Origin of the sequence: Plantibacter sp. CFBP 8804 (genome assembly GCF_014841225.1) — a bacterium.
Taxonomy (GTDB): domain Bacteria; phylum Actinomycetota; class Actinomycetes; order Actinomycetales; family Microbacteriaceae; genus Plantibacter; species Plantibacter auratus.
In genome coordinates this window covers 85087-104763 of record NZ_JACYTU010000004.1, presented here as the reverse complement: position 1 = coordinate 104763, position 19677 = coordinate 85087, and the positions used below count along the sequence as shown (strand labels likewise).

Annotated in this window: 15 protein-coding genes; 7 read left to right on the top strand and 8 right to left on the bottom strand. The window is 68.8% G+C overall.

Annotated elements, in window-relative coordinates; genetic code table 11:
* Positions 1 to 54: 54 nt before the first annotated feature.
* Entirely contained in the window at positions 55 to 1059 is a 1005-nt protein-coding gene (locus IFU11_RS10475; protein WP_192018998.1) for an aldo/keto reductase, read from the top strand.
* Positions 1060 to 1253: 194 nt separating this feature from the next.
* Here the strand turns inward: IFU11_RS10475 and IFU11_RS10470 are convergent, their stop codons facing one another.
* Positions 1254 to 4727 (bottom strand): bifunctional proline dehydrogenase/L-glutamate gamma-semialdehyde dehydrogenase, encoded by a 3474-nt coding sequence (locus tag IFU11_RS10470; protein WP_192018911.1) that lies wholly within the window; start codon positions 4725 to 4727, stop codon positions 1254 to 1256.
* A gap of 89 nt (positions 4728 to 4816) precedes the next feature.
* On the opposite strand from IFU11_RS10470, the gene IFU11_RS10465 reads away from it, so the two are divergent.
* Both IFU11_RS10465 and IFU11_RS10460 read left to right on the top strand, forming a co-directional pair.
* Entirely contained in the window at positions 4817 to 5707 is an 891-nt protein-coding gene (locus IFU11_RS10465) for a LysR family transcriptional regulator (protein WP_079003772.1), read from the top strand.
* A gap of 174 nt (positions 5708 to 5881) precedes the next feature.
* A complete protein-coding gene (locus IFU11_RS10460; RefSeq protein WP_191939992.1) occupies positions 5882 to 6751 on the top strand; it encodes an aldo/keto reductase in 870 nt (289 codons plus the stop codon).
* A gap of 167 nt (positions 6752 to 6918) precedes the next feature.
* Here IFU11_RS10460 and IFU11_RS10455 read toward each other — a convergent pair whose 3' ends face one another.
* From IFU11_RS10455 to IFU11_RS10445, 3 genes are all read right to left on the bottom strand, one after another.
* Positions 6919 to 7614 (bottom strand): ABC transporter ATP-binding protein, encoded by a 696-nt coding sequence (locus IFU11_RS10455; protein ID WP_192018909.1) that lies wholly within the window; start codon positions 7612 to 7614, stop codon positions 6919 to 6921.
* A gap of 27 nt (positions 7615 to 7641) precedes the next feature.
* A complete protein-coding gene (locus IFU11_RS10450) occupies positions 7642 to 9831 on the bottom strand; it encodes a hypothetical protein (protein ID WP_137242853.1) in 2190 nt (729 codons plus the stop codon).
* A gap of 845 nt (positions 9832 to 10676) precedes the next feature.
* Complete coding sequence (locus IFU11_RS10445; RefSeq protein WP_086472571.1) at positions 10677 to 11426, bottom strand: IclR family transcriptional regulator; 750 nt, start codon at positions 11424 to 11426, stop codon at positions 10677 to 10679.
* Positions 11427 to 11622: 196 nt separating this feature from the next.
* On the opposite strand from IFU11_RS10445, the gene IFU11_RS10440 reads away from it, so the two are divergent.
* The 3 genes from IFU11_RS10440 to IFU11_RS10430 are packed head-to-tail and all read left to right on the top strand — an operon-like array spanning position 11623 to position 14215.
* Positions 11623 to 12348, top strand: coding sequence for a CoA transferase subunit A (locus tag IFU11_RS10440; RefSeq protein ID WP_137242855.1), 726 nt, complete (start codon positions 11623 to 11625; stop codon positions 12346 to 12348).
* A 5-nt stretch (positions 12349 to 12353) separates the two neighbouring features.
* Positions 12354 to 13046: a CoA transferase subunit B gene (locus IFU11_RS10435; protein ID WP_191939991.1), complete on the top strand. Its 693-nt coding sequence runs from the start codon at positions 12354 to 12356 to the stop codon at positions 13044 to 13046.
* Positions 13043 to 14215 (top strand): acetyl-CoA C-acyltransferase, encoded by a 1173-nt coding sequence (locus IFU11_RS10430; protein WP_079704415.1) that lies wholly within the window; start codon positions 13043 to 13045, stop codon positions 14213 to 14215. Before IFU11_RS10435 ends, IFU11_RS10430 begins: the two co-directional genes overlap by 4 nt.
* A 58-nt stretch (positions 14216 to 14273) precedes the next feature.
* Here IFU11_RS10430 and IFU11_RS10425 read toward each other — a convergent pair whose 3' ends face one another.
* Complete coding sequence (locus IFU11_RS10425) at positions 14274 to 14843, bottom strand: dihydrofolate reductase family protein (protein WP_192018907.1); 570 nt, start codon at positions 14841 to 14843, stop codon at positions 14274 to 14276.
* Positions 14844 to 14926: 83 nt separating this feature from the next.
* The gene (locus IFU11_RS10420) at positions 14927 to 16354 is read right to left on the bottom strand and encodes a glycoside hydrolase family 30 protein (protein WP_192018906.1); all 1428 of its coding nucleotides are present in this window, start codon (positions 16352 to 16354) and stop codon (positions 14927 to 14929) included.
* 189 nt (positions 16355 to 16543) lie between these two features.
* Here IFU11_RS10420 and IFU11_RS10415 point away from each other — a divergent pair, with 189 nt between their 5' ends.
* Complete coding sequence (locus IFU11_RS10415; RefSeq protein WP_192018905.1) at positions 16544 to 17260, top strand: NUDIX domain-containing protein; 717 nt, start codon at positions 16544 to 16546, stop codon at positions 17258 to 17260.
* Positions 17261 to 17510: 250 nt separating this feature from the next.
* Here the strand turns inward: IFU11_RS10415 and IFU11_RS10410 are convergent, their stop codons facing one another.
* Both IFU11_RS10410 and IFU11_RS10405 read right to left on the bottom strand, forming a co-directional pair.
* On the bottom strand, positions 17511 to 18839 hold the full coding sequence (locus IFU11_RS10410; protein ID WP_192018904.1) for a M20/M25/M40 family metallo-hydrolase: 1329 nt from the start codon (positions 18837 to 18839) through the stop codon (positions 17511 to 17513).
* Positions 18836 to 19636 carry a carbon-nitrogen hydrolase family protein gene (locus IFU11_RS10405; protein ID WP_138945810.1) on the bottom strand — a complete coding sequence of 267 codons (801 nt, stop codon included), beginning with the start codon at positions 19634 to 19636 and terminating at the stop codon, positions 18836 to 18838. Before IFU11_RS10405 ends, IFU11_RS10410 begins: the two co-directional genes overlap by 4 nt.
* Positions 19637 to 19677 lie beyond the last annotated feature (41 nt).

Sequence of the window (19677 nt, the reverse complement as noted above, 5' to 3'; positions counted from 1 at the left end):
TCACGGTACGCTTGCCTCCGGCACCACGACGATTCGATGATGAAAGCGCAGACCATGCCCTACGAAGCAGCCGAAACCCGTTACGACGACATGACCTACCGCCGCGTCGGCCGCAGCGGACTGCGCCTCCCCGCGCTGTCCCTCGGTCTCTGGCACAACTTCGGCGAAGGCCGCAGCATCGAGGTCCAGCGGGCCATCGTGCGCCGCGCCTTCGACCTCGGGATCACCCACTTCGACCTCGCCAACAACTACGGCCCGCCCGCGGGTTCCGCCGAGACCGCCTTCGGCCGCATCTTCGCCGAGGACCTCGCCGCCCACCGTGACGAGATCATCATCACCTCGAAGGCCGGCTATTACATGTGGCAGGGGCCCTACGGCGAGTGGGGCTCACGCAAGACCATGCTGTCCTCGCTCGACCAGAGCCTCGCGCGCATCGGCGTCGAGTACGTCGACGTCTTCTACTCGCACCGCCCCGACCCGGAGACCCCGATCGAGGAGACGATGGGTGCGCTCGCGACGGCGGTCAAGCAGGGCAAGGCGCTGTACGCGGGCATCTCGAACTACTCCCCAGAGCAGACCATCGCCGCGGCGGCCGCGCTTCGTGAGCACGGCGTCCCGCTGCTCGTCCACCAGCCGCGCTACTCGATGTTCTCCCGCGAGGTCGAGGACGGCCTGCTCGACACCCTCGACGACCTCGGTCTCGGTGCCGTCGTGTTCAGCCCCCTCGCGCAGGGAATGCTGACCGACCGCTACCTCGGCGGAACGGTCCCGTCGGACTCGCGTGCGGCGACGAGCCACTTCCTCAACGAGAACTCAATCACGGGCACCTACCTCGAGCGAGCCCGCGGCCTCCAGTCCATTGCGGAGGAACGCGGCCAGACGCTCGCGCAGCTGGCGCTCTCGTGGGTGCTGCGTCGCGACACGGTCACGTCGGCGATCATCGGTGCCAGCTCGGTCGAGCAGCTCGAGGGCAACTACGCAGCGATCCACCGCCTGGACTTCGACGACGCCGAACTCGCGCGCATCGACGAGTTCGCCGTCCACGGCACCCTCCGCTAGCCCACCCTCGTCTCCGCACGCATACCTAACTCAGGACAGCTCCGGCGCGTCGCCCCCGCACCCTCCCGACCCGCCGGAGTTCTCCTGAGACAGGTTCACAACTCAGGAGGATGTCGGCGCGGCATGCAGAACGCCCCGGCGTGTCGGGATGACACGCCGGGGCGTTCCTGCGTTGCGAACCGAGCGGGGTCGGGTCAGATGAGGTCGTCCGAGAGGTGGTTCGGCGTGCCGAAGCGGTGCGCCGTGATCGAGACCGCCTGCTCCTGGAGGAACGGCAGCAGCTCGATGCGGCCGGCCTCGGTGACGTCGCCCGCGTAGATCGCGACGTCGGGGCTGCCGGAGGTCGCATGGGCGACACCCTCGGTCGTCCCACCGATGATCCGGACGCGCGCACCGGTCTTCGTCCCAACGAGCGAGGCGGCGGTGACGTACCAGCGGTCCTCGCTCTCGACGGTGATCCCACCGGCGATGGCCTCGACGGCGGGGACGAGCTTCGGCGGCAGCGCGACGGCGGACGACACGTGCACGGTCGCGCCCGCGGTCGCACCGGCGGCGACGACGCGGAGGAGTTCCGCGACCGAACCGCCGTCCACGAGACGCACGTGGACCTCACGCGGCACGTACCGGAACACGTTGCGCTCGGCGGTCAGCTTCGAGACGTCCTTCGCGACCCCGAACTCGTCCGCCCACGCAGCTGCGTCGCTCGCGACCGACCGGCGCAGGAACGCGAACTCGTCGGCGGTGAGCACCGCGTCAGCGGCACGCAGCAACGAGGCGACAGCGGGTTTCGGGCCACGGCGCTCCGCCGACCGACCGACGGTGCGCTCAGCCGTGCTCTCGGCGCTCGACCACGAGCCGAGGCCGATGAGGTAGTTCGGGCCACCGGCCTTCGTGCCCGCGCCGACCGCGGACTTCTTCCAACCGCCGAACGGCTGACGCTGCACGATCGCGCCGGTGATGCCGCGGTTCACGTACAGGTTGCCGGCCTGGATGCCGTCGAGCCAGAGACGCAGCTCGGCCGGGTTCAGGGAGTGCAGCCCGGCGGTGAGTCCGTAGTCGATCTCGTTCTGGATGGCGATGGCCTCCTCGAGGGTCTCGGCCGTCATGATCCCGAGGATCGGGCCGAAGTACTCGGTGAGGTGGTACTCGGAGCCGCGGGCGACGCCGGCACGCACGCCGGGGCTCCACAGCTTGCCGCTGTCGTCAAGCTGCTTCGGCTCGACCAGCCACGACTCACCGGAGCCGAGCGTCGTCAGGCCGCCGAGCAGCTTGCCCTTCGCCGGCTCGATGATCGGACCCATCTGCGTGGTCGGGTCGACCGGGTAGCCGACCTTGAGCGACGTGACGGCGTCGACGAGCTGGTGACGGAAGCGGCGCGAGGACGCGACCGACCCGACGAGGATCACGAGCGACGCGGCCGAGCACTTCTGACCGGCGTGACCGAAGGCCGACGCGACGACGTCCTTCACCGCGAGGTCGAGGTCGGCGCTCGGCGTGACGATGATCGCGTTCTTGCCGGACGTCTCGGCGAGGAGCGGCAGCTCAGGGCGGAAGGAGCGGAACAGCTCCGCCGTCTCGTAGCCACCGGTGAGGATGACGCGCTCCACCGCCGGGTGGGCGATCAGGCGCTCACCGAGCGAGTTGTCGGCCAGCTGCGCGAAGCGGAGCACCTCGCGCGGCACACCAGCCTCCCAGAGCGCCTCGATCATGACCGCGCCGCTGCGGCGAGCCTGACGGGCGGGCTTGATGATGACGGGCGACCCGGCGGCGAGCGCCGCGAGGGTCGAGCCGGCGGGGATGGCGACGGGGAAGTTCCACGGCGGCGTGACGACGGTGAGCTTCGCGGGGGTGAAGGTCGCGCCGTCCACGTGGTCGAGCTCGCGGGCGCGCTCGGCGTAGTAGTGGGCGAAGTCGATCGCCTCGGACACCTCGGGGTCGGACTGGTCGAGGGTCTTGCCGGTCTCGGACGCCATGACCTCCATGAGGTCGGCGCGACGCTGCTCGAGGACGTCGCCGGCGCGGTGCAGGATGACCGCACGCTCGGCGCCGGAGAGCGAGCCCCACGAGGCGCCTGCTGCAGTCGCTCCGTCGATGACGGCGTCGAGGGCTTCGACGCTGTCGAGGATGGACGCGGCGACGGTGTCGTTCCCGAGCCGCGACTCGGTGACGCGGGTGAGGATGTCGCGTCCCCAGACCCGGTTCGCGGGGAGCGAGGGGTCGGTGTCGGGGGTGTTCTCGAACGCGTCGACCGGGGAGGCCTCGGCCGGCTTCGTGCGGTCCTGCTGCCGGTTCGGCGCGGGGACGGTGGTGTCCAGCTCCGCGAGCGACGCGAGGAACCGCTGCTGCTCACGGGCGAAGAGGGTCTCGTTCTCGCTCAACTCGAACACGGCGGACATGAAGTTGTCCTGGCTCGCTCCCTCCTCCAGGCGGCGGATGAGGTAGGCGATGGCGACGTCGAACTCCTGCGGGTGCACGACCGGCGTGTAGAGCAGGAGCTCGCCGACGTCGCGCTTCACAGCCTCGGCCTGGCCCTGCGCCATGCCGAGCAGCATCTCGAACTCGACGCCGCGTTCGACGCCCCGCTGCTTGGCGAGCAGCCAGGCGAAGGCGATGTCGAAGAGGTTGTGGCCGGCGACGCCGATGCGCACGTTGTCGATGCGGTCGGGGTGCAGGGCGTACTCGACGACGCGCTTGTAGTTGGTGTCGGAGTCCTGTTTGGTGGACCAGGTGGCGAGTGGCCAGTCGTGGAGCGACGACTCGACCTGCTCCATGGGGAGGTTGGCGCCCTTGACGATGCGCACCTTGATGCCGGCACCGCCCGCGGCACGGCGACCGGCCGACCACTCCTGGAGACGGATCATCGCGGAGAGGGCGTCGGGCAGGTAGGCCTGCAGGACGATGCCGGCCTCGAGGTCGTGGAACTGCGGGAGGTCGAGGAGCTTGGTGAAGACCGCGATGGTGAGGTCGAGGTCCTTGTACTCCTCCATGTCGAGGTTGATGAACTTCGCAGGCGTGGCTTTGGCGGCACGCTCGAACAGCGGGGTGAGGCTCGTGACGACGTGCTCGACGGCTTCGTCGAACGCCCAGACCGAGTGGGGGCTGACGGTCGACGACACCTTGATCGACACGTAGTCGACGTCGGGGCGCGCGAGCAGCTTGTGGGTGCCCTCGAGACGACGTGCCGCCTCACCTGTACCGAGGACGGCCTCGCCGAGCAGGTTGACGTTGAGCCGGGTGCCGGGCGTCTTGATCTTCGCGATCGCGGGACCGAGCTTCTTGTCGGTGGCGTCGACGACGAGGTGACCGACCATGTTGCGGAGCACCTTGCGGGAGATCGGGATGACGACGCCGGGCAGGATCGGGGCGAACGCACCGCCGCAGCGGACGGCCGCCTTCAGGTACCAGGGGAGGAACGCGGGCACCTTCGGAGCGATCGTCTGCAGGGTGCGGGCCGCGACGCGGAGGTCCTCCGGACGCACGACGCCGTCGACGAAGCCGACCGTGAACTCGAGGCCGGTCGGGTCCTTCAACACACCGGCGAGCTGCTGCGCGGAGGCGTCGGCGGGGATCGTCGAGGCCGTCTGGAGCCAGCGGCGGACGAGGGCGATGGCCTCGGTGGCGAGGGCGTCGCGGTCGAGCTGCTGCGTCGATGCAAGAGTGTCGGTCATGGTGCCAGTATCGGCGTCGGGACCAATAAGATACAGCGAAGGTTTTCGAACGATATCCATCGGTTGAGCCGATGGTTTTGGAGGGCACCGTGCTGGACGTCCGACGGCTCCGCCTGCTGCGCGAACTCAAGATCCGCGGGACGATCGCCGAGGTCGCCGCAGCCCTCAACTTCAGCCCCTCCTCCGTGTCGCAGCAGCTCTCAGTCCTCGAGCAGGAGACCGGCGTCGAGCTCCTGCGGAAGGTCGGTCGACGGGTGCAGCTCACCCCGCAGGCCGAGATCCTCGTGGGGCACACGGACGCCCTCCTCGACACGCTCGAGCGCGCCGAGGCCGACCTCGGGGCCTCCCTCACGACCGTGTCGGGCACCATCCGCGTCGCGGTCTTCCAGTCGGCGGCGCTCGCGCTCATGCCGGCGGCCCTCAGCGCCATGCGCCGCGACCACCCGGACGTCCGCGTCGAGATGGTGCAGCACGAACCGGAGACGGCGCTGGCCGAGACCTGGGCGCGCGACTTCGACGTCGTCGTCGCGGAGCAGTACCCCGCCCACGCCGCCCCGAGGCACCCCGGACTCGACCGCCGTCAGCTCGCCACCGACCCGATCCGACTCGCGTGCCCGCCGGTCGCGAACGAGATCCACCCGGTCCTGCGCATCGAGGACGCGGCCGACCTCCCCTGGGTGATGGAGCCGCACGGAGCGGCGTCGCGACACTTCGCCGAGCAGTTGTGCCGCCGTGCGGGGTTCGAGCCCGACGTCCGCTACCAGACCGCCGACCTCCAGGCGCAGATCCGGTTGATCGAGTCCGGCAACGCGGTCGCCCTCATCCCCGACCTCCAGTGGGCGGGCGAGCCGGCCAGCTGTCGCCTCGTCGACCTGCCCGACCTCCCGCGACGCACCATCTTCACCTCCGCGCGCGAGGCCGGCGTCACCCGCCCGGCGATCGTCGCCTTCCGTGCCGCCCTCGAGGACGCTGCAGCCTGACCCATCCCCGGTCCCTGAGCTTGTCGAAGGGCGGTCCCTGAGTAACACCCGCCGGTCCCTGAGTAACACCGGCCGGTCCCTTCGACAGGCTCAGGGACCGAATGCAAGGGGGGTGCGCCTCCCAGCCGCCGGTGCTTGGCTGGAATTTCCGCATTCCTTCGAAGGAGCACCCGCATGACCGACACCACCACCCGTCCAGCCGCCGCCGCCGGCACCTTCGCCCTCGGCGGCGACCTCACCGTCAACCGACTCGGTTACGGCACGATGCAGCTGACCGGCGAGGGCGTCTGGGGCGAGCCCGACGACCGCGACGGCGCCATCCGCCTGATCAAGCGCGCCGCCGAGCTCGGCGTGAACTTCTTCGACAGCGCCGACGCCTACGGCCCCGATGTCACCGACACCCTCCTCCGCGAAGCGCTGCACCCCTACGACGACATCGTTATCGCGACGAAGGTCGGCCAGACGCGACAGGGTCCCGGCGAGTGGACGCCCACCGGCGTGCCCGCCTACCTCCGCCAGCAGGTCGAGCTCGGTCTCCGCCGTCTCGCCGTCGAGCGCATCGACCTCCTGCAGTTGCACCGGATCGACCCGACCGTGGCGTTCGAGGACCAGATCGGCGAACTGCGCAAGCTGCAGGACGAGGGCAAGATCCGGCACATCGGCCTCAGCCAGGTCAGCGTCGCCGAGGTCGAGGCGGCCCAGAAGATCGCTCCGATCGCGTCGGTGCAGAACCTCTACAACCTCACCGACCGCTCCTCGGAGGACCTCCTCGACTGGTCGACCGAGCACGGCGTCGCCTTCATCCCGTGGTTCCCGCTGGCGACCGGCGCCCTCAGCAAGGAGGACGGCCCACTCACGCAGCTCGCCGAGCGACACGACGCGACCCCGTCGCAGCTCGCGCTGGCCTGGCTGCTCAAGCGCTCGCCCGTCATGCTCCCGATCCCGGGGACGTCGAGCATCGAGCACCTCGAGGACAACCTGCAGGGTGCGACGATCGAGCTCACCGACGACGAGTTCGAGGAGCTGTCCGCCGTCTCGGAGTAACGCTCCCACCGCCCTTCGACAGGCTCAGGGACCGGACCGCCGGTCACTGAGCGGCCACCCGGTCACTGAGCTTGTCGAAGTGCAGCGCAGCTCACGGACCGGACCACAGCTGCCCGGACGCCGAGTGGCCCCACCCGGTCACTGAGCTTGTCGAAGTGCAGCGCAGCTCAGGACCTGGTCACCGGGTCGGCCGACGAGGCCGAGAGCGATGGGGCTCCATCGCGTTCTGCAGACAGGCCGAGGTCGAAGACCCGGTCGCATCGGTCGGCGACCCGCCGATCGTGAGTGACCACCAGCAGTGTCTTGCCGTAGTCCTGCTGTAGCGACAGCATTTCAGCGACTGCGACATCCGCCAGGGCGTCATCGAGGGCTCCCGTCGGTTCGTCCGCGAGGATGAGCTCTCCCGGCTTCACGAGGCAACGAGCGAGCGCGACGCGCTGACGCTCTCCCCCGGACAGCGTCATGACCCGGTCGTGCGCGACCTGCCGAAGACCGAGTCGGGTGAGTATTTCCATGATCTGCTGCTCCTTCGCTCGTCGGCCGAGTCTTACAGCATGAAGACCGATCAGGACGTTCTCGAAGGCCGTCGAAGCACCGATCAGCGCGAACGACTGGAAGAGGTAGTTGATGTGGTCGCGGCGCAGATGCGACGCCGCCCGGCTGTTGATCCGTGGAAGCGGTGCGCCGCGGAACCGCACTTCGCCGCCGCTGCACTCGTCGAGGAGCCCTGCGATGTTCAACAACGTCGACTTGCCGGAACCTGACGGCCCCACGATGGCGACCGATTCGCCACGGTGGACCTCCAAGTCCACGCCGTCGAGGACGCGGCGTGAACCGTACTGCTTGGTCAGCTGGTCGATCATGAGCAGTGGTGTCACTGTGGGTCCGTCCTAGTCCTTGAGCATGATGGTCAGTTGCAGCCGCGAGAGGGTTCGCGCAAGGAACACGAACAGGATGAGTTGTGCCGCGGACATGACGGCGATCCCCAGGATCGCGCTCCGCGAAGAGGACAGCGCCGCGGCTGTCACTGCCGAGGCACAGACCACGCCGACGAGGACGAAGGCGGGCGCGAAGATGCTGCTGGATGAATACCCGAGCATCCTCTTGACGGCCATCGATTCCCGATACGTGGTCGAATACAGCCTCATCAGCGCAGTGAGCAGCAACAAGCAGAACAGGCCAAGGAAGAGAATCATCACGCCGAAGAGTTGCACCACCGACTGGATGGACTTCGTGAGGCCCGCGACGAAATCGCCGACCGGGAGGTATTCGACCCCGTTGTCGTCCAGGTCGAATCTCGAGAGGTATGACTGATTCGCATAGCTCTTCGATGCGCCCCGGCTGAGCTTGACGTAACTGTTGTCCAACCCGACCGCGGCGAGGCTTTCGCTTTCGAACGGGATCATGTTCTCCGGGGTCGTCACGAGGATGACCGCGTCGGTGACCCCATTCCACCCAGCCGGATTCGTGCTCCACGGGAACAGCGCTTCGGCGGGGTGGTAGTTCTGGAAGGTGACGATCCGGTCGTCGAAGAAGGCCGTGCGGATCGCCGGTTCGTAGGCGACGTCACTGTGCTCACCGAGCCACCCGCGGACTGCGGCTTGCGCCGATCCCGTCCAGGAATCCGGAATCAGGAAGACACGTTCGCCGGCCTCGGCACGCTCGACGAGACCGGCGTCCACCGCGAAGCCCTGTGACGCGAGGGCGTTCGGCGAGGCCACCACATACCAGAACGGCCGCTCTGGAACGGATTGGTACACTCCCGACCACACGTCCAGCACACTCCGGTCGACATACTGGCTGTTGACGAGGCCCACGCCGCGCGCGTCGGCGATCGAGGTGTACCAGTCGTAGAAGTCGCGCTGATACTGGCCTGACTGTCCGGCGAAACTCGCCTCATCCTCACCCGCCTTCGTCTGGTACAGGATTTCCTGATCGGCCACCGCCGCCCATGATTCGCTGACCCCTGCGAGCGTTCCGGCTTCCTTCATCGGACCGTCGAGAAAGATGAACGTCGTGGTGAATCCGGCCATCGCCATCGCGTGAATACCGGCGAGCACGCCGAGCAGAATTCGCCGCGAGAAGCGTCCGGCGATCGCGTCGACCGGTTTGACCGCGACGAGCGCGAGGGCCGCGATCGCCACACACCCGACTGGTAGGAGCACTCCGGCCACTGCGGCACTCCATGCAGCGGCGAGCATCGTCGGGTTCACGCTGTATCCCGGCGCCATCAGTGGTACGGCGATCATCGACAGCGCGATGGTCGCAACGATCGCGACGACGACGGGCCTCAACAGCACGACGGCGAAACCCAAGCGCGATCTTCCCAGGAGGAGATGCACGCCGAGCACGCGGAACGCACGCACTGCCTCGAAGAGGAGAACGAGCAACAGCAGGAGAGCCGTGGCTATCACGAATCCTTGAAGCAGGCGGGCGCTCATCCCGCTGTCCGTCACATGACCGCGGAGCGGTGCGAGCATCCGGTCCGACGAGAGCCCCGTCGCCGATTCGAGCGAACTGAGCAACTCTGCCAACTGCTCCTCGTCGGCCCCCGAAACCCGGTAAGCACCGTTGACCGTACCCGACGTTTCCACGAGCCGCGCGAGTTGCACCACGGAGAACCGCGGCGCGAACAACAACTCCGGAACAGGGTGGATGACATCTGCCGCATTGGCGTCGAGGCCGATCGATGCAGCGGGATCGGCCCTGGCGAGATCGGCGATCTGGTCGATGTCGACCAGCGTCGTCCCGAGGAAATCCAACGTGAGCGATGCGGGAGCATTGTCTCCGGTCATGACCCCGACGCGCATCCCGGTCAATGAGCCGTCAGCATCGGACAACTCTTGATCCACTCTCACGATGGCTGCCTCGTCGGCGGTAGCGAACTCACCGAGAATGTCCAGTACGCGAGTCGTCTGCGCCTCGGAAACGTCATAGAGGGAGATCTCTGTGGAACCGCGAGGATACTCATCGATCTCTCGACGAAGCAGGCTCCCTTGACCGATCACGTAGAGCACACTCATCATTGCTCCGATGACGATCACGAGCACGACGCTCGTCACTTTCGACCAGAGGGCCATGTGTGTTGCCGTCTCTCTTTCGCCGACCGGCGGTTCTCCGGACACTCTCGTGAGGTCGCCCCAGACGACGGAGACCTCACGAGAGGCCGAATATGTGAACGAAGAACCTATCCTCGGGCGTTCCAGTAGGCCGTCGCCGAGCCCGTCCCGACCCACTGTTCAGCGCTCGCAAGCACTCCCGGGGCTTTCCAACCTGAGAAGGTCGTATTTGCGGTGGCGCTGTGCTCGTATGCGCCCGACTGCACACTCGAGTAACTCGTTACCCCCCAAGAGCGACCGTGATCCCAGCTGATCGCAGACCCTTTGTAATACACGGTTTCCGCGTGCGCGACACCTGCGCCTCCGGCCAACAGTGCCGCAGACAGTAGCGTGACGGTGAGTGCCTTTTTGATCCTCATTATGTGTTTCCCCTCTAACCCTTTGAGTCGAGCGCCACCGACGGTAACGCCCCGCGATCTTGTCCGCAGCCGATCCGACTGTCGACACCTGAATGGCTTCTACTGGTCGATTCGGCTTGAGGAGTTGAGCGTAGGTCGACCCTAGCGAACAGATATTTTGCATGTCTAGTTAATATTTCAGGCTTTCCGGGTTCGCAGATATGACTGACTCACCGCCATAGCGCGAGACCCAGCGCGTGGGTCGAAAGACGGTCGAGAGTCCCTCCACGCCTCATCGCGCCACCTTGGGAGGTCAGCGATACCGCTGGAGCAGCGTCGGGTTACGGCTCGCCGGCGGCGTGCCGCCGCCCTTCGACAGGCTCAGGGACCGCACCGTCGGTCACTGAGCGGCCACCCGGTCACTGAGCTTGTCGAAGTGCAGCGCAGCTCAGGAACCGACCGCCCGGCTCAGCGGAGTCGCTTCGACAGCTCGTGCGCCTGCTCCAGCAGCAGGCCACCGAGGAACGCCTGGCGCTCAGGCCGGAACCGGGATTCGATCCCGGTGAGACTGAGCGCCCAGGCGGGCTTCCCCGCCGCATCGAAGACCGCTGCACCCATCCCCCAGCTGCCCTCGAGGATGAGCGCCGGGTTCACCGCGTACCCGCGCTCGCGCGTCTCGCGGATCCGCTCGCGCACACGGTCGGCGGCGTGGGCCTCGCCCCACCGCTCGGCGAGGTCGGCGCGGCCCAGGTAGTCGTCGATCTCCTCGTCGCTCGAGAACGCGAGGATCGCCAGCCCCGCCGACGCGACCCCCAGCGGGAAGCGGACACCCTCGGTCAGGACGAACGACCGCACCGGAAAACTCCCCTCCTCACGCAGGAGACAGACGGTCTCGAAGCCACGGCGCACCGACAGGAACGCGCTCTCGCCGCTCTCGTGCGCGAGGATCCGCACGCTCTCCTGCGCGAGCTCGGCGACGTCGTACCGCTCCGCCGCGAGCGATCCGAGGAGGAACAACTCTGGACCGAGGTGCCATCGGGCCGCCCGGGTGTCGTGGTCGAGGAAACCCTCGGCGGCGAGCGAGGCGAGCAGGCGGTGCGCCGTCGGCCGGGTGAGCCCGGCGGCCGCAGCAACCGCCGAAGACGACGCGCCACCGGGATGCTCCGACACGATCTTGAGGATCCGGCTCACGCGCGAGACGACCTGGGCGCCGCGCATCCCCTCAGCCACATCTCACCATCAGCTTGTCCACATGGTGAGCCTACGCCGTGGCCGGGACCACGTCATGAGTGAATCCGGGCTCGGGCCCGATGCCACCTTTGACACCGCAGGACCGCTGTGACTGACTACTGGAGAGACGAACGGCCGGAACCACCATGTGGGCAGGCCGGTCCGCCATCCACAAGGGAGTGACATGACGAAACACTGGTCGAGCGCCGCCGAGGCGTTGCACGAGGTCGTCCGGGACGGAGCGACCATCGCGGTCGGCGGATTCGGCCTGAGCGGCAACCCGACCGACCTCATCGAGGCCCTGCGGGACACGGGTGCCACCGACCTCACGATCGTCTCCAACAACATGGGCGTCGACGGCAAGGGCCTCGGCATCCTCCTCGAGAACCGACAGGTGCGGAAGGTCGTCGCGTCGTACGTGGGCGAGAACAAGCTCTTCGCCAAGCAGTTCCTCGACGGCGAGCTCGAGGTCGAGTTCACGCCGCAGGGCACGCTCGCCGAGCGGCTTCGCGCGGGCGGTGCCGGGATCGCCGGGTTCTACACGAAAACCGGTGTCGGCACCCCGGTCGCGGAGGGCAAGCCGACGGAGGTGTTCGACGGGGAGACCTACGTCCTTGAGCGCGGCATCGTCGCGGACGTGGCCCTCGTGCACGCGTTCCGCGCCGACCGCGAGGGCAACCTCGTCTTCCGGCACACCGCCCGGAACTTCAACCCGATCGTCGCGACCGCCGGCCGGCTGACGATCGCCGAGGCCGAGGAGGTCGTCGAGGACGGCTACCTCGATCCGAACACCGTCGTCACCCCCGGCATCTTCGTCCAGCGCCTCGTCACGGCGACGCCGCGGGTGAAGGACATCGAACAGCGCACCGTCCGCCCGGCGGCCGCCTCCACGACACCGGCAGGAGCCTGATCATCATGTGGACGAGAGACGACATGGCCGCGATCGCGGCGACCGAACTCCGCGACGGCGAGTACGTGAACCTCGGCATCGGCATCCCCACGCTCGTCGCGAACCACGTCCCGCCGGGGGTCCACGTCACGCTGCAGAGCGAGAACGGCCTGCTCGGCATGGGTCCGTTCCCGATCGAGGGCGAGGAGGACGCCGACCTCATCAACGCCGGGAAGCAGACGGTCACGCTCCTCGAGGGCGGGAGCTACTTCGACTCCGCGATGTCGTTCGGCATGATCCGCGGCGGTCACGTGCAGCTGGCCATCCTCGGCGCGCTGCAGGTGTCGGGTGCGGGCGACCTCGCGAACTGGACGATCCCGGGCAAGCTCGTCAAGGGGATGGGCGGTGCGATGGACCTCGTCGCCGGGACCCCGCGGGTGGTGGTCGTCACCGAGCACGTCGCGAAGGACGGCAGCCCGAAGATCGTCGAGCAGTGCGATCTCCCACTCACCGGCGTCGGTGTCGTCGACCGCATCGTCAGCGACCGCGCCGTCTTCGATATCGTCGAGGGGGCGCTCGTCCTGCGGGCCTTCGCGCCCGACACGAGCGTCGCCGAACTGCGCACCCTGACGGGCGCGGAGTTCTCCGTCGAACTCGACCCCACCACCACCGGCGAGGTGCCGACCGCACCCGCCACGCCTCAGGAGGCACACGCATGAGCACCGTCATCGTCGGGTACGCCCGCACCCCGTTCGTGAAGTTCAACGGGGCGTTCGCGTCCGTGCCGGCCACCGAGCTCGGCGCCCACGCCATCCGCGCGGCCCTGTCCCGGGCAGGAGTCGACGCCGCCGACGTGCAGCAGGTCATCGCCGGCCAGGTACTGCAGGGCGCTGCCGGCCAGAACCCCGCCCGGCAGTCCGCCGTCGGGGCCGACATCCCCTTCACCGTCCCCGCCATCACCGTCAACGCCGTGTGCCTCTCTGGCATGGAGGCGATCGTCACCGGCACGCGTCTCATCGACGCCGGCGAGGTCGACGTCGTCGTCGCGCTCGGCCAGGAGTCGATGAGCCTCGCCCCGCACGCCTGGTCGGGCTCGCGCGCCGGCAAGCGCTACGGCGCCATCGAGCTCGTTGACACCCTCGATCACGACGGCCTGACCGATGCATTCGAGCACCGGTCGATGGGTTCGTCCACCGAAGAGCGCAACGGCTCACTCGGCATCGCACGCCCGGAGCAGGACGCCTGGGCGGCCGGGTCGCACCAGCGGCTCGCAGCAGCGGCGGACGTCCAGGCCGAGGAGATCGAACCCTTCTCCGTGCCGGGGCGCAAGGGTCCGACGGTCGTGAGCGCCGACGACGGACTCCGCGCCGACACCACCGCCGAGTCGCTGGCCGGGCTGCGTCCCGCGTTCGGCGGCGAGGGCACGATCACCGCGGGCAACTCCTCCCAGATCACCGACGGAGCGGCCGCGGTCGTGCTCATGAGCGAGGAGGCGGCTGCAGCCCGGGGACTCACCCCGATCGCCCGGGTCGTCGCGCACGCGCTCGTCGCCGGACCCGATGTGAGCCTGCACGCCCAGCCGTCGAACGCGATCGTCGCCGCCCTCGCGAAGACCTCCCACACGACGGGCGACCTCGCAGCGGTCGAGATCAACGAGGCGTTCGCCGCCGTGTCGGTCCACTCGACCGACGAACTCGGGGTCGATCCTGCGATCGTCAACGCGAACGGCGGCGCGATCGCCCTCGGTCACCCGATCGGCGCCTCCGGCACCCGGATCGTCGGGCACCTCGCCCGGCGCCTCGCCGCCGCCGGCTCGGGTTCGATCGGTGCCGCCGGCATCTGCGGTGGCGGCGGCCAGGGCTCCGCGATCATCCTCGAGGCCGTCTGATCCGTGAGGTGAGGCATCTGGTCGCTCCCGGGGCATCCCCGCGACAGACTGCCTCACCTCAGACGGGCTCGCCGGTGACGGTGTAGCGGAGGTGGACGACGCCGGCATCGAAGCGACGCTCGTCGACGAGTTCCAGACGCCGCCGGAGGTTGGCCGGCAGTGCACGCAAGCCGCCGCCGACGATCACCGGCGAGAGGAACAACTGCACCTCGTCGACGAGCCCCGCGGCGATCGCCTCGGCTGCAAGGTGTGGGCCGCCGACGCTGAGGTCGCGGTCCGATTCCGCCTTCCACCGGCGCACGGCCTCCGGATCGAACGATCGCTCGAGCGTCGTCCGGGCCGTCGAGACCGCGTCGAGCGACGTCGAGTACACGACCTTGTCGGCAGCGAGCCACAGAGCCGCGAAGTCCGCGATCTCGCGGGGCTCGTCCGGCAGCTCGTCCGCCGTCTCCCAGAACGTCATGATCTCGTACATCCGCCGGCCGAACAGGTAGGTGCCGATCGGCCGGGAGAGCTCGTTCACGAAGGCGTGCACCTCGGCGTCCGGTGCGCTCCAGTCGAAGTGGCCCTCCTCATCGGCGAGGTAGCCGTCGAGCGAGCTGATCGCCGAGTAGATGAGCCTGCCCATGTGTCCTCCGTCGCCAGTGCCGGTACGCGAGAGGCTAGGCCGCAGAGGCGACCGCCCACAAGGGGTGGCTCCGGCACCGACGGTCAGGCGGGTGGGATGACGAGCGTCGCGAATGAGTCTGCCGGCAGGGTCGGCGTGATGACGTCGTCGCCCACCACGATCTGCACCGGGAGCGGTTCGCCGAGGTCGTTCTGCATCACGAGCACGACGCCGCCGTTCGGGTTGCGGAAGGCGAGCAGGTTCTCGTGCCCGGTCCAGCTCATCGTCGCGAGACGCTGTGCCCCCGGCTGCAGGAAGTGCCCCAGGTGCCGCATGAGGAAGTACTCGTGGGTGTATCGGAAGGTCCGGGTCTCGGGGTCCACGACGACGAGCGAGTTCTGCGCCCAGCCCCAGCGGCTGACCCCGCCCTCGGTGAGCGCGAGGTTCCAGTACGTGTAGGCCTGCGCACCATTCGTGAAGAAGTGCCGCATGAGTCCCCAGGTGTGCCGCACGAAGCGCCAGTCGTTCCGGCCGTCGCCGCATTCCTGCTCGGTCTGGTACAACGCGAGGTCCGGGTGGGCGTGATGCACGGCAGCGATCGCACCCTTGCCCGCCCATTGGAATCCGACTCCGGCGACCCATGGGCCGGCAGCCGGATCCCGGAGTACGGTCTCGATCTGCGCGTCGTGCGGCCGCTCCTGCGTGCCGAGGAAGACCCGCACTCCGAGACGGTCCATCTCGGGCCCGAGGACCGCGATGAACCGCGCGAGCCCCTCGGCCGTCCACACGCAGCTCGGGAACACCTGCGCCGAGTTGAACTCGTTCTGCGGCATGACCATCTCGACGCGGATGCCCTCCTGGCCGTAGGCCTCGACGAAGCGGGCGAAGTACCGGGCGTAGGTCTCGAGGTAGCGGTCCTCGAGGATGAACAGATCGGTCCCCTCGGAGCCCAGCTGGTCGTCGCGGATGCCGTTGTCGACGCCGGACCCCGGCCATGGGCGTGCGGCCGCGTAGTGCCCGTTCGTCTTCATCCAGGTGGGCGGGCTCCACGGCGACGCCCAGAGACGCAGGTCGCCCTGGTACCGCTGCGCCGCCTGGATGAAGGGGACGAGCGTCGCGCGGTCGTGGTCGATACTGAAGTGCTCGAGGTCGAAGTCGCCGTCGACCTCGTCGTAGGAGTACCAGTCGGTGGAGAAGTCGTTGGCGCCGACGGGCATGCGGCAGAGCGAGAGGTTGAGCCCGGCACCCGGCGTGAAGAGGTCGGACAGGATGCCCTCGCGGTCCGCCTTGGGCAGGAGGCCCAGCGCCGTCCAGCCGAGTTCGTTGAAGCATCCGCCGATTCCGTCGACGGTCTGCTGCGGGTTCGTCACGTCGACCATGACGTTCGGCATCCCCGCGAGTCGTCCGAACCCGAGGGGTTCCTGCTCCTGCCAGGGTGCGTCCTGGGTGGTCACGACCCAGCTGACCGACCGCGCTGAAGGCGTGGTGCCTCCGCTGGCGACGGGGCTGCTGGCGGGAATGCTGCTCGTCATCGAGTGCCTTTCGACGGGGGTCCTCCGTGGACCGCGACCGGTGCTCCCACCAGTATGTTGCAGAACCCGCGAAAACCGAAGAGCAGTCGCCATTCACGATCGGGCGCGGCGCACAGCAGGGCTCACCCGAGAGGAGCACCCGGGACACCCCGCTGGCATGCCGTTTGCAGGCGGTCGTACACTCGATGGATGGCCGATTCCACGACGGTCCGGGAGCCGCAACCCGGAGCAGACCTCCCCGACGCCCGCGGGCGCACCGGCCTGCACCGGACCGGCCTCGACCTCACCGGCAACCCGCGCGTCCAGGTGATCGACGTGGAACTGGTCGCCGCCGCCTGGCACGTCCTCCGCCGGACGACCCTGCGGGTTCAGGACCGCTCAGGCGCCTGGACGACGCAGCAGCGCGAGACCTACGACCGCGGCAACGGTGCGACCATCCTGCTCTACCACGGTGACTCCCGGAAGGTCCTGCTCACCAGGCAGTTCCGCTACCCGGCGTACGTCAACGGACACCTGACCGGCGAGCTCATCGAGACTGCCGCCGGCCTGCTCGACGACGACGATCCCGAGACGGCTGTCGCCCGCGAAGCCCGGGAGGAGACCGGGTTCGCGGTCGAGGCCGTCCAGCACGTGTTCGACGCCTTCATGAGCCCTGGCTCCGTGACCGAGCGCCTGCACTTCTACGCTGCCGAGTACGACCCCGCTGCGCGTCGCGGCGACTGGGGCGGACTCGCCGAGGAGGGCGAGGAGATCGAACTCCTCGAGCTCGACATCGACGACGCGATCGCCCGCATCGGCGACGACATCATCGACGCGAAGACCATCATGCTGCTGCAGTGGGCGAGGCTCTCCGGCCCGTTCGCGACGGCACCGACGCCTGTTCCGCCTGCACCACCCGCACGCTAGTACCGCCGAGACTCCCGGACCCCGAGCTCGCCAGAACACCGTGCCACCCGTCTCCGGGTGGCCGATCGGCGAACCCGAACACCGGTCGGCCCCCGGTCCCTGAGCGAAGCGCCGGTCCCTGAGCGAAGCGCCGGTCCCTGAGCGAAGCGCCGGTCCCTGAGCGAAGCGCCGGTCCCTGAGCTTGTCGAAGGGTGCCCCGACCGAGCCCGCCACCGCCCTTCGACAGGCTCAGGGACCGGCATGCGTCAGCTCAGGCCGAGCGGATGATGTCCGTGAGCACCGCGCAGCCGAAGTCGAGCGCGTCGAGCGGCACGCGTTCGTCGACACCGTGGAACATCCCGGGGAAGTCGAAGTCCGCCGGCAGCCGGAGCGGGATGAACCCGTACCCCGTGATGCCGAGTCGGCTGAGCGCCTTCGCGTCGGTGCCGCCGGGGATGAGGTGCGGGAGCACGGTCGCACCGGGATCGTGCCGCTCGATGACCGCTTCGATCACCGAGACGAGCTCACCGTCGTTCGGCGACTCCATCGCGATGAGTTCCAGCTGAACCTCGACGTCGACCCCCTCGCCCGCCGCCTCGCGGATGCGCGCGATGACCTCGTCCCGCTGGCCGGGCAGGAACCGGGCGTCGACCGTCGCGGTCGCGGACTCGGGGATCACGTTCTCCTTGTACCCGCCGGAGATCATGGTGACGTTCGCCACGTTCTGCAGGCCGGCGCGCAGCCGCGACGCACTCGGGCCGACGAGCGCGGCGAGTTCGAACGGCGACAGCTCGGAGGACGCTCCGGTCAGTTCACGCAGCCGCTGGAACAGGTGCGTCGTGGTCTCGGTGAACGACACCGGCCAGTCGAGCGCGCCGATCCGGCCGACCGCGGCGGCGAGCTTGACGATCGCCGAATCCTGACTCGCGAGCGAGGCGTGACCGGCGGCACCGTGGGCGGTCAGTCGCAACCAGAGCACGCCCTTCTCGCCGGTGTTGAGCAGGTAGGCGCGGGTGTCGGCTCGTTCGCCGAGGGTGACGCTGTACCCGCCGCCCTCGCTGATCGCGTCGCGGACGCCGGCGAACTGCTCCGGGTGGTGCTCCACCATCCACTGCGAACCGAGGACGCACCCGGCCTCCTCATCGGCGAAGAACGCCAGGACGACGTCTCGCTCGGGCTGCTCCCCCGCCGTCACCATGCGCCGGACCGACGCGACGATCATCGCCACCATGTTCTTCATGTCGACGGCGCCGCGGCCCCACAGCATGCCGTCGGCGATCTCGCCGCCGAACGGGTCGACCGTCCATGCTGCCGCGTCGACCGGGACGACGTCGAGGTGCCCGTGCAGCAGGAGGCCGGGCAGGGTGCGGTCGCGACCTGGCCACCGCGCGACGAGGTTCGTCCTGCCGGGCTCGGCCTCGAAGCGCTCGCACACGATCCCGACCTCACCGAGCAGGCGTTCGACGAGGTCGGCCGCGCGGGACTCGCCGACGGCACGCCCGCCGCCGTAGTTCGAGGTGTCGATCCGGATGAGGTCGCGCGTGATGGAGACGACCTCCGAGAGACCGACCGGGTCGCTCACGCGCTCGCCCACGCTCATTCGGCGGTCCGCGGGACCACGGTGAACCGGCGGTTGGCGAGCGAGGGCACCCGCGCACGGACGGCGTCGAGTCGCGCCGGATCGAGCTCGGCGAAGACCACCCCGGGCGCCTCGCCGGCGGCGGCGATGACGACGCCGGCCGGGTCGACGATGATCGAGTTCCCGGTGGCGAGCGGGCCGGTCTGGTTGGCGCTCACGACGTAGGCGGTGTTCTCGATGGCCCGGGCGCGCACGAGGGTCGTCCAGGCGTCCTCCTTGCCGGGGCCGACGATCCACATCGCGGGCAGCAGGATGACGTTGGCGCCGGCGTCGATGAGACGCCGCGCGCTCTCCGGGAAGCGGAGGTCGTAGCAGGTGAAGGCACCGATGCGGAGGTCGCCGAGCTCGAGGACGAACGGTTCGGTGAGCTCGCCGGCCGAGATGCCGTCGCTCTCCGCGTACCCGAAGGCGTCGTAGAGGTGCACCTTCCGGTACGTCGCAGTGATGTCCCCCTCGGCGTCGATCGCCACGAGCGTGTTGTAGGGCAACCCGCCGGGGTTCTCCTCGATGGTGCCGACGACCGTCGGGAGGGAGCGCGCGGCGGCTGCGGCGGCGACACCCGTGATGAAGGGTCCGTCGAGTGGTTGGGCGATCGCGGCGAGCGCGCTCGGCGGCTCCGAGGTGGCGTAGCTGCTCATCTCCGGCAGCACGAGCAGTTCGGCGCCACCCGCCGCGGCCTCACCGAGCAGGGCGACCACGCTGGCGAGGTTCTCGTCGATGTCCGTTCCGGCGGAGAACTGCCCGGATGCGATGCGCATGTGAAACCTCGTTCCGTGGGAAGGGCCGCGACCGTCAGCGC

Bases quoted from the DNA above. Each gene is read 5' to 3' on its own strand.
- IFU11_RS10475 (WP_192018998.1), top strand. From the start codon at position 55: ATGCCCTACGAAGCAGCCGAAACCCGTTACGACGACATGACCTACCGC.
- IFU11_RS10470 (WP_192018911.1), bottom strand. From the start codon at position 4,727: ATGACCGACACTCTTGCATCGACGCAGCAGCTCGACCGCGACGCCCTC.
- IFU11_RS10460 (WP_191939992.1), top strand. From the start codon at position 5,882: ATGACCGACACCACCACCCGTCCAGCCGCCGCCGCCGGCACCTTCGCC.
- IFU11_RS10455 (WP_192018909.1), bottom strand. From the start codon at position 7,614: ATGATCGACCAGCTGACCAAGCAGTACGGTTCACGCCGCGTCCTCGAC.
- IFU11_RS10450 (WP_137242853.1), bottom strand. From the start codon at position 9,831: ATGGCCCTCTGGTCGAAAGTGACGAGCGTCGTGCTCGTGATCGTCATC.
- IFU11_RS10445 (WP_086472571.1), bottom strand. From the start codon at position 11,426: ATGCGCGGCGCCCAGGTCGTCTCGCGCGTGAGCCGGATCCTCAAGATC.
- IFU11_RS10440 (WP_137242855.1), top strand. From the start codon at position 11,623: ATGACGAAACACTGGTCGAGCGCCGCCGAGGCGTTGCACGAGGTCGTC.
- IFU11_RS10435 (WP_191939991.1), top strand. From the start codon at position 12,354: ATGTGGACGAGAGACGACATGGCCGCGATCGCGGCGACCGAACTCCGC.
- IFU11_RS10430 (WP_079704415.1), top strand. From the start codon at position 13,043: ATGAGCACCGTCATCGTCGGGTACGCCCGCACCCCGTTCGTGAAGTTC.
- IFU11_RS10425 (WP_192018907.1), bottom strand. From the start codon at position 14,843: ATGGGCAGGCTCATCTACTCGGCGATCAGCTCGCTCGACGGCTACCTC.
- IFU11_RS10420 (WP_192018906.1), bottom strand. From the start codon at position 16,354: ATGACGAGCAGCATTCCCGCCAGCAGCCCCGTCGCCAGCGGAGGCACC.
- IFU11_RS10415 (WP_192018905.1), top strand. From the start codon at position 16,544: ATGGCCGATTCCACGACGGTCCGGGAGCCGCAACCCGGAGCAGACCTC.
- IFU11_RS10410 (WP_192018904.1), bottom strand. From the start codon at position 18,839: ATGAGCGTGGGCGAGCGCGTGAGCGACCCGGTCGGTCTCTCGGAGGTC.
- IFU11_RS10405 (WP_138945810.1), bottom strand. From the start codon at position 19,636: ATGCGCATCGCATCCGGGCAGTTCTCCGCCGGAACGGACATCGACGAG.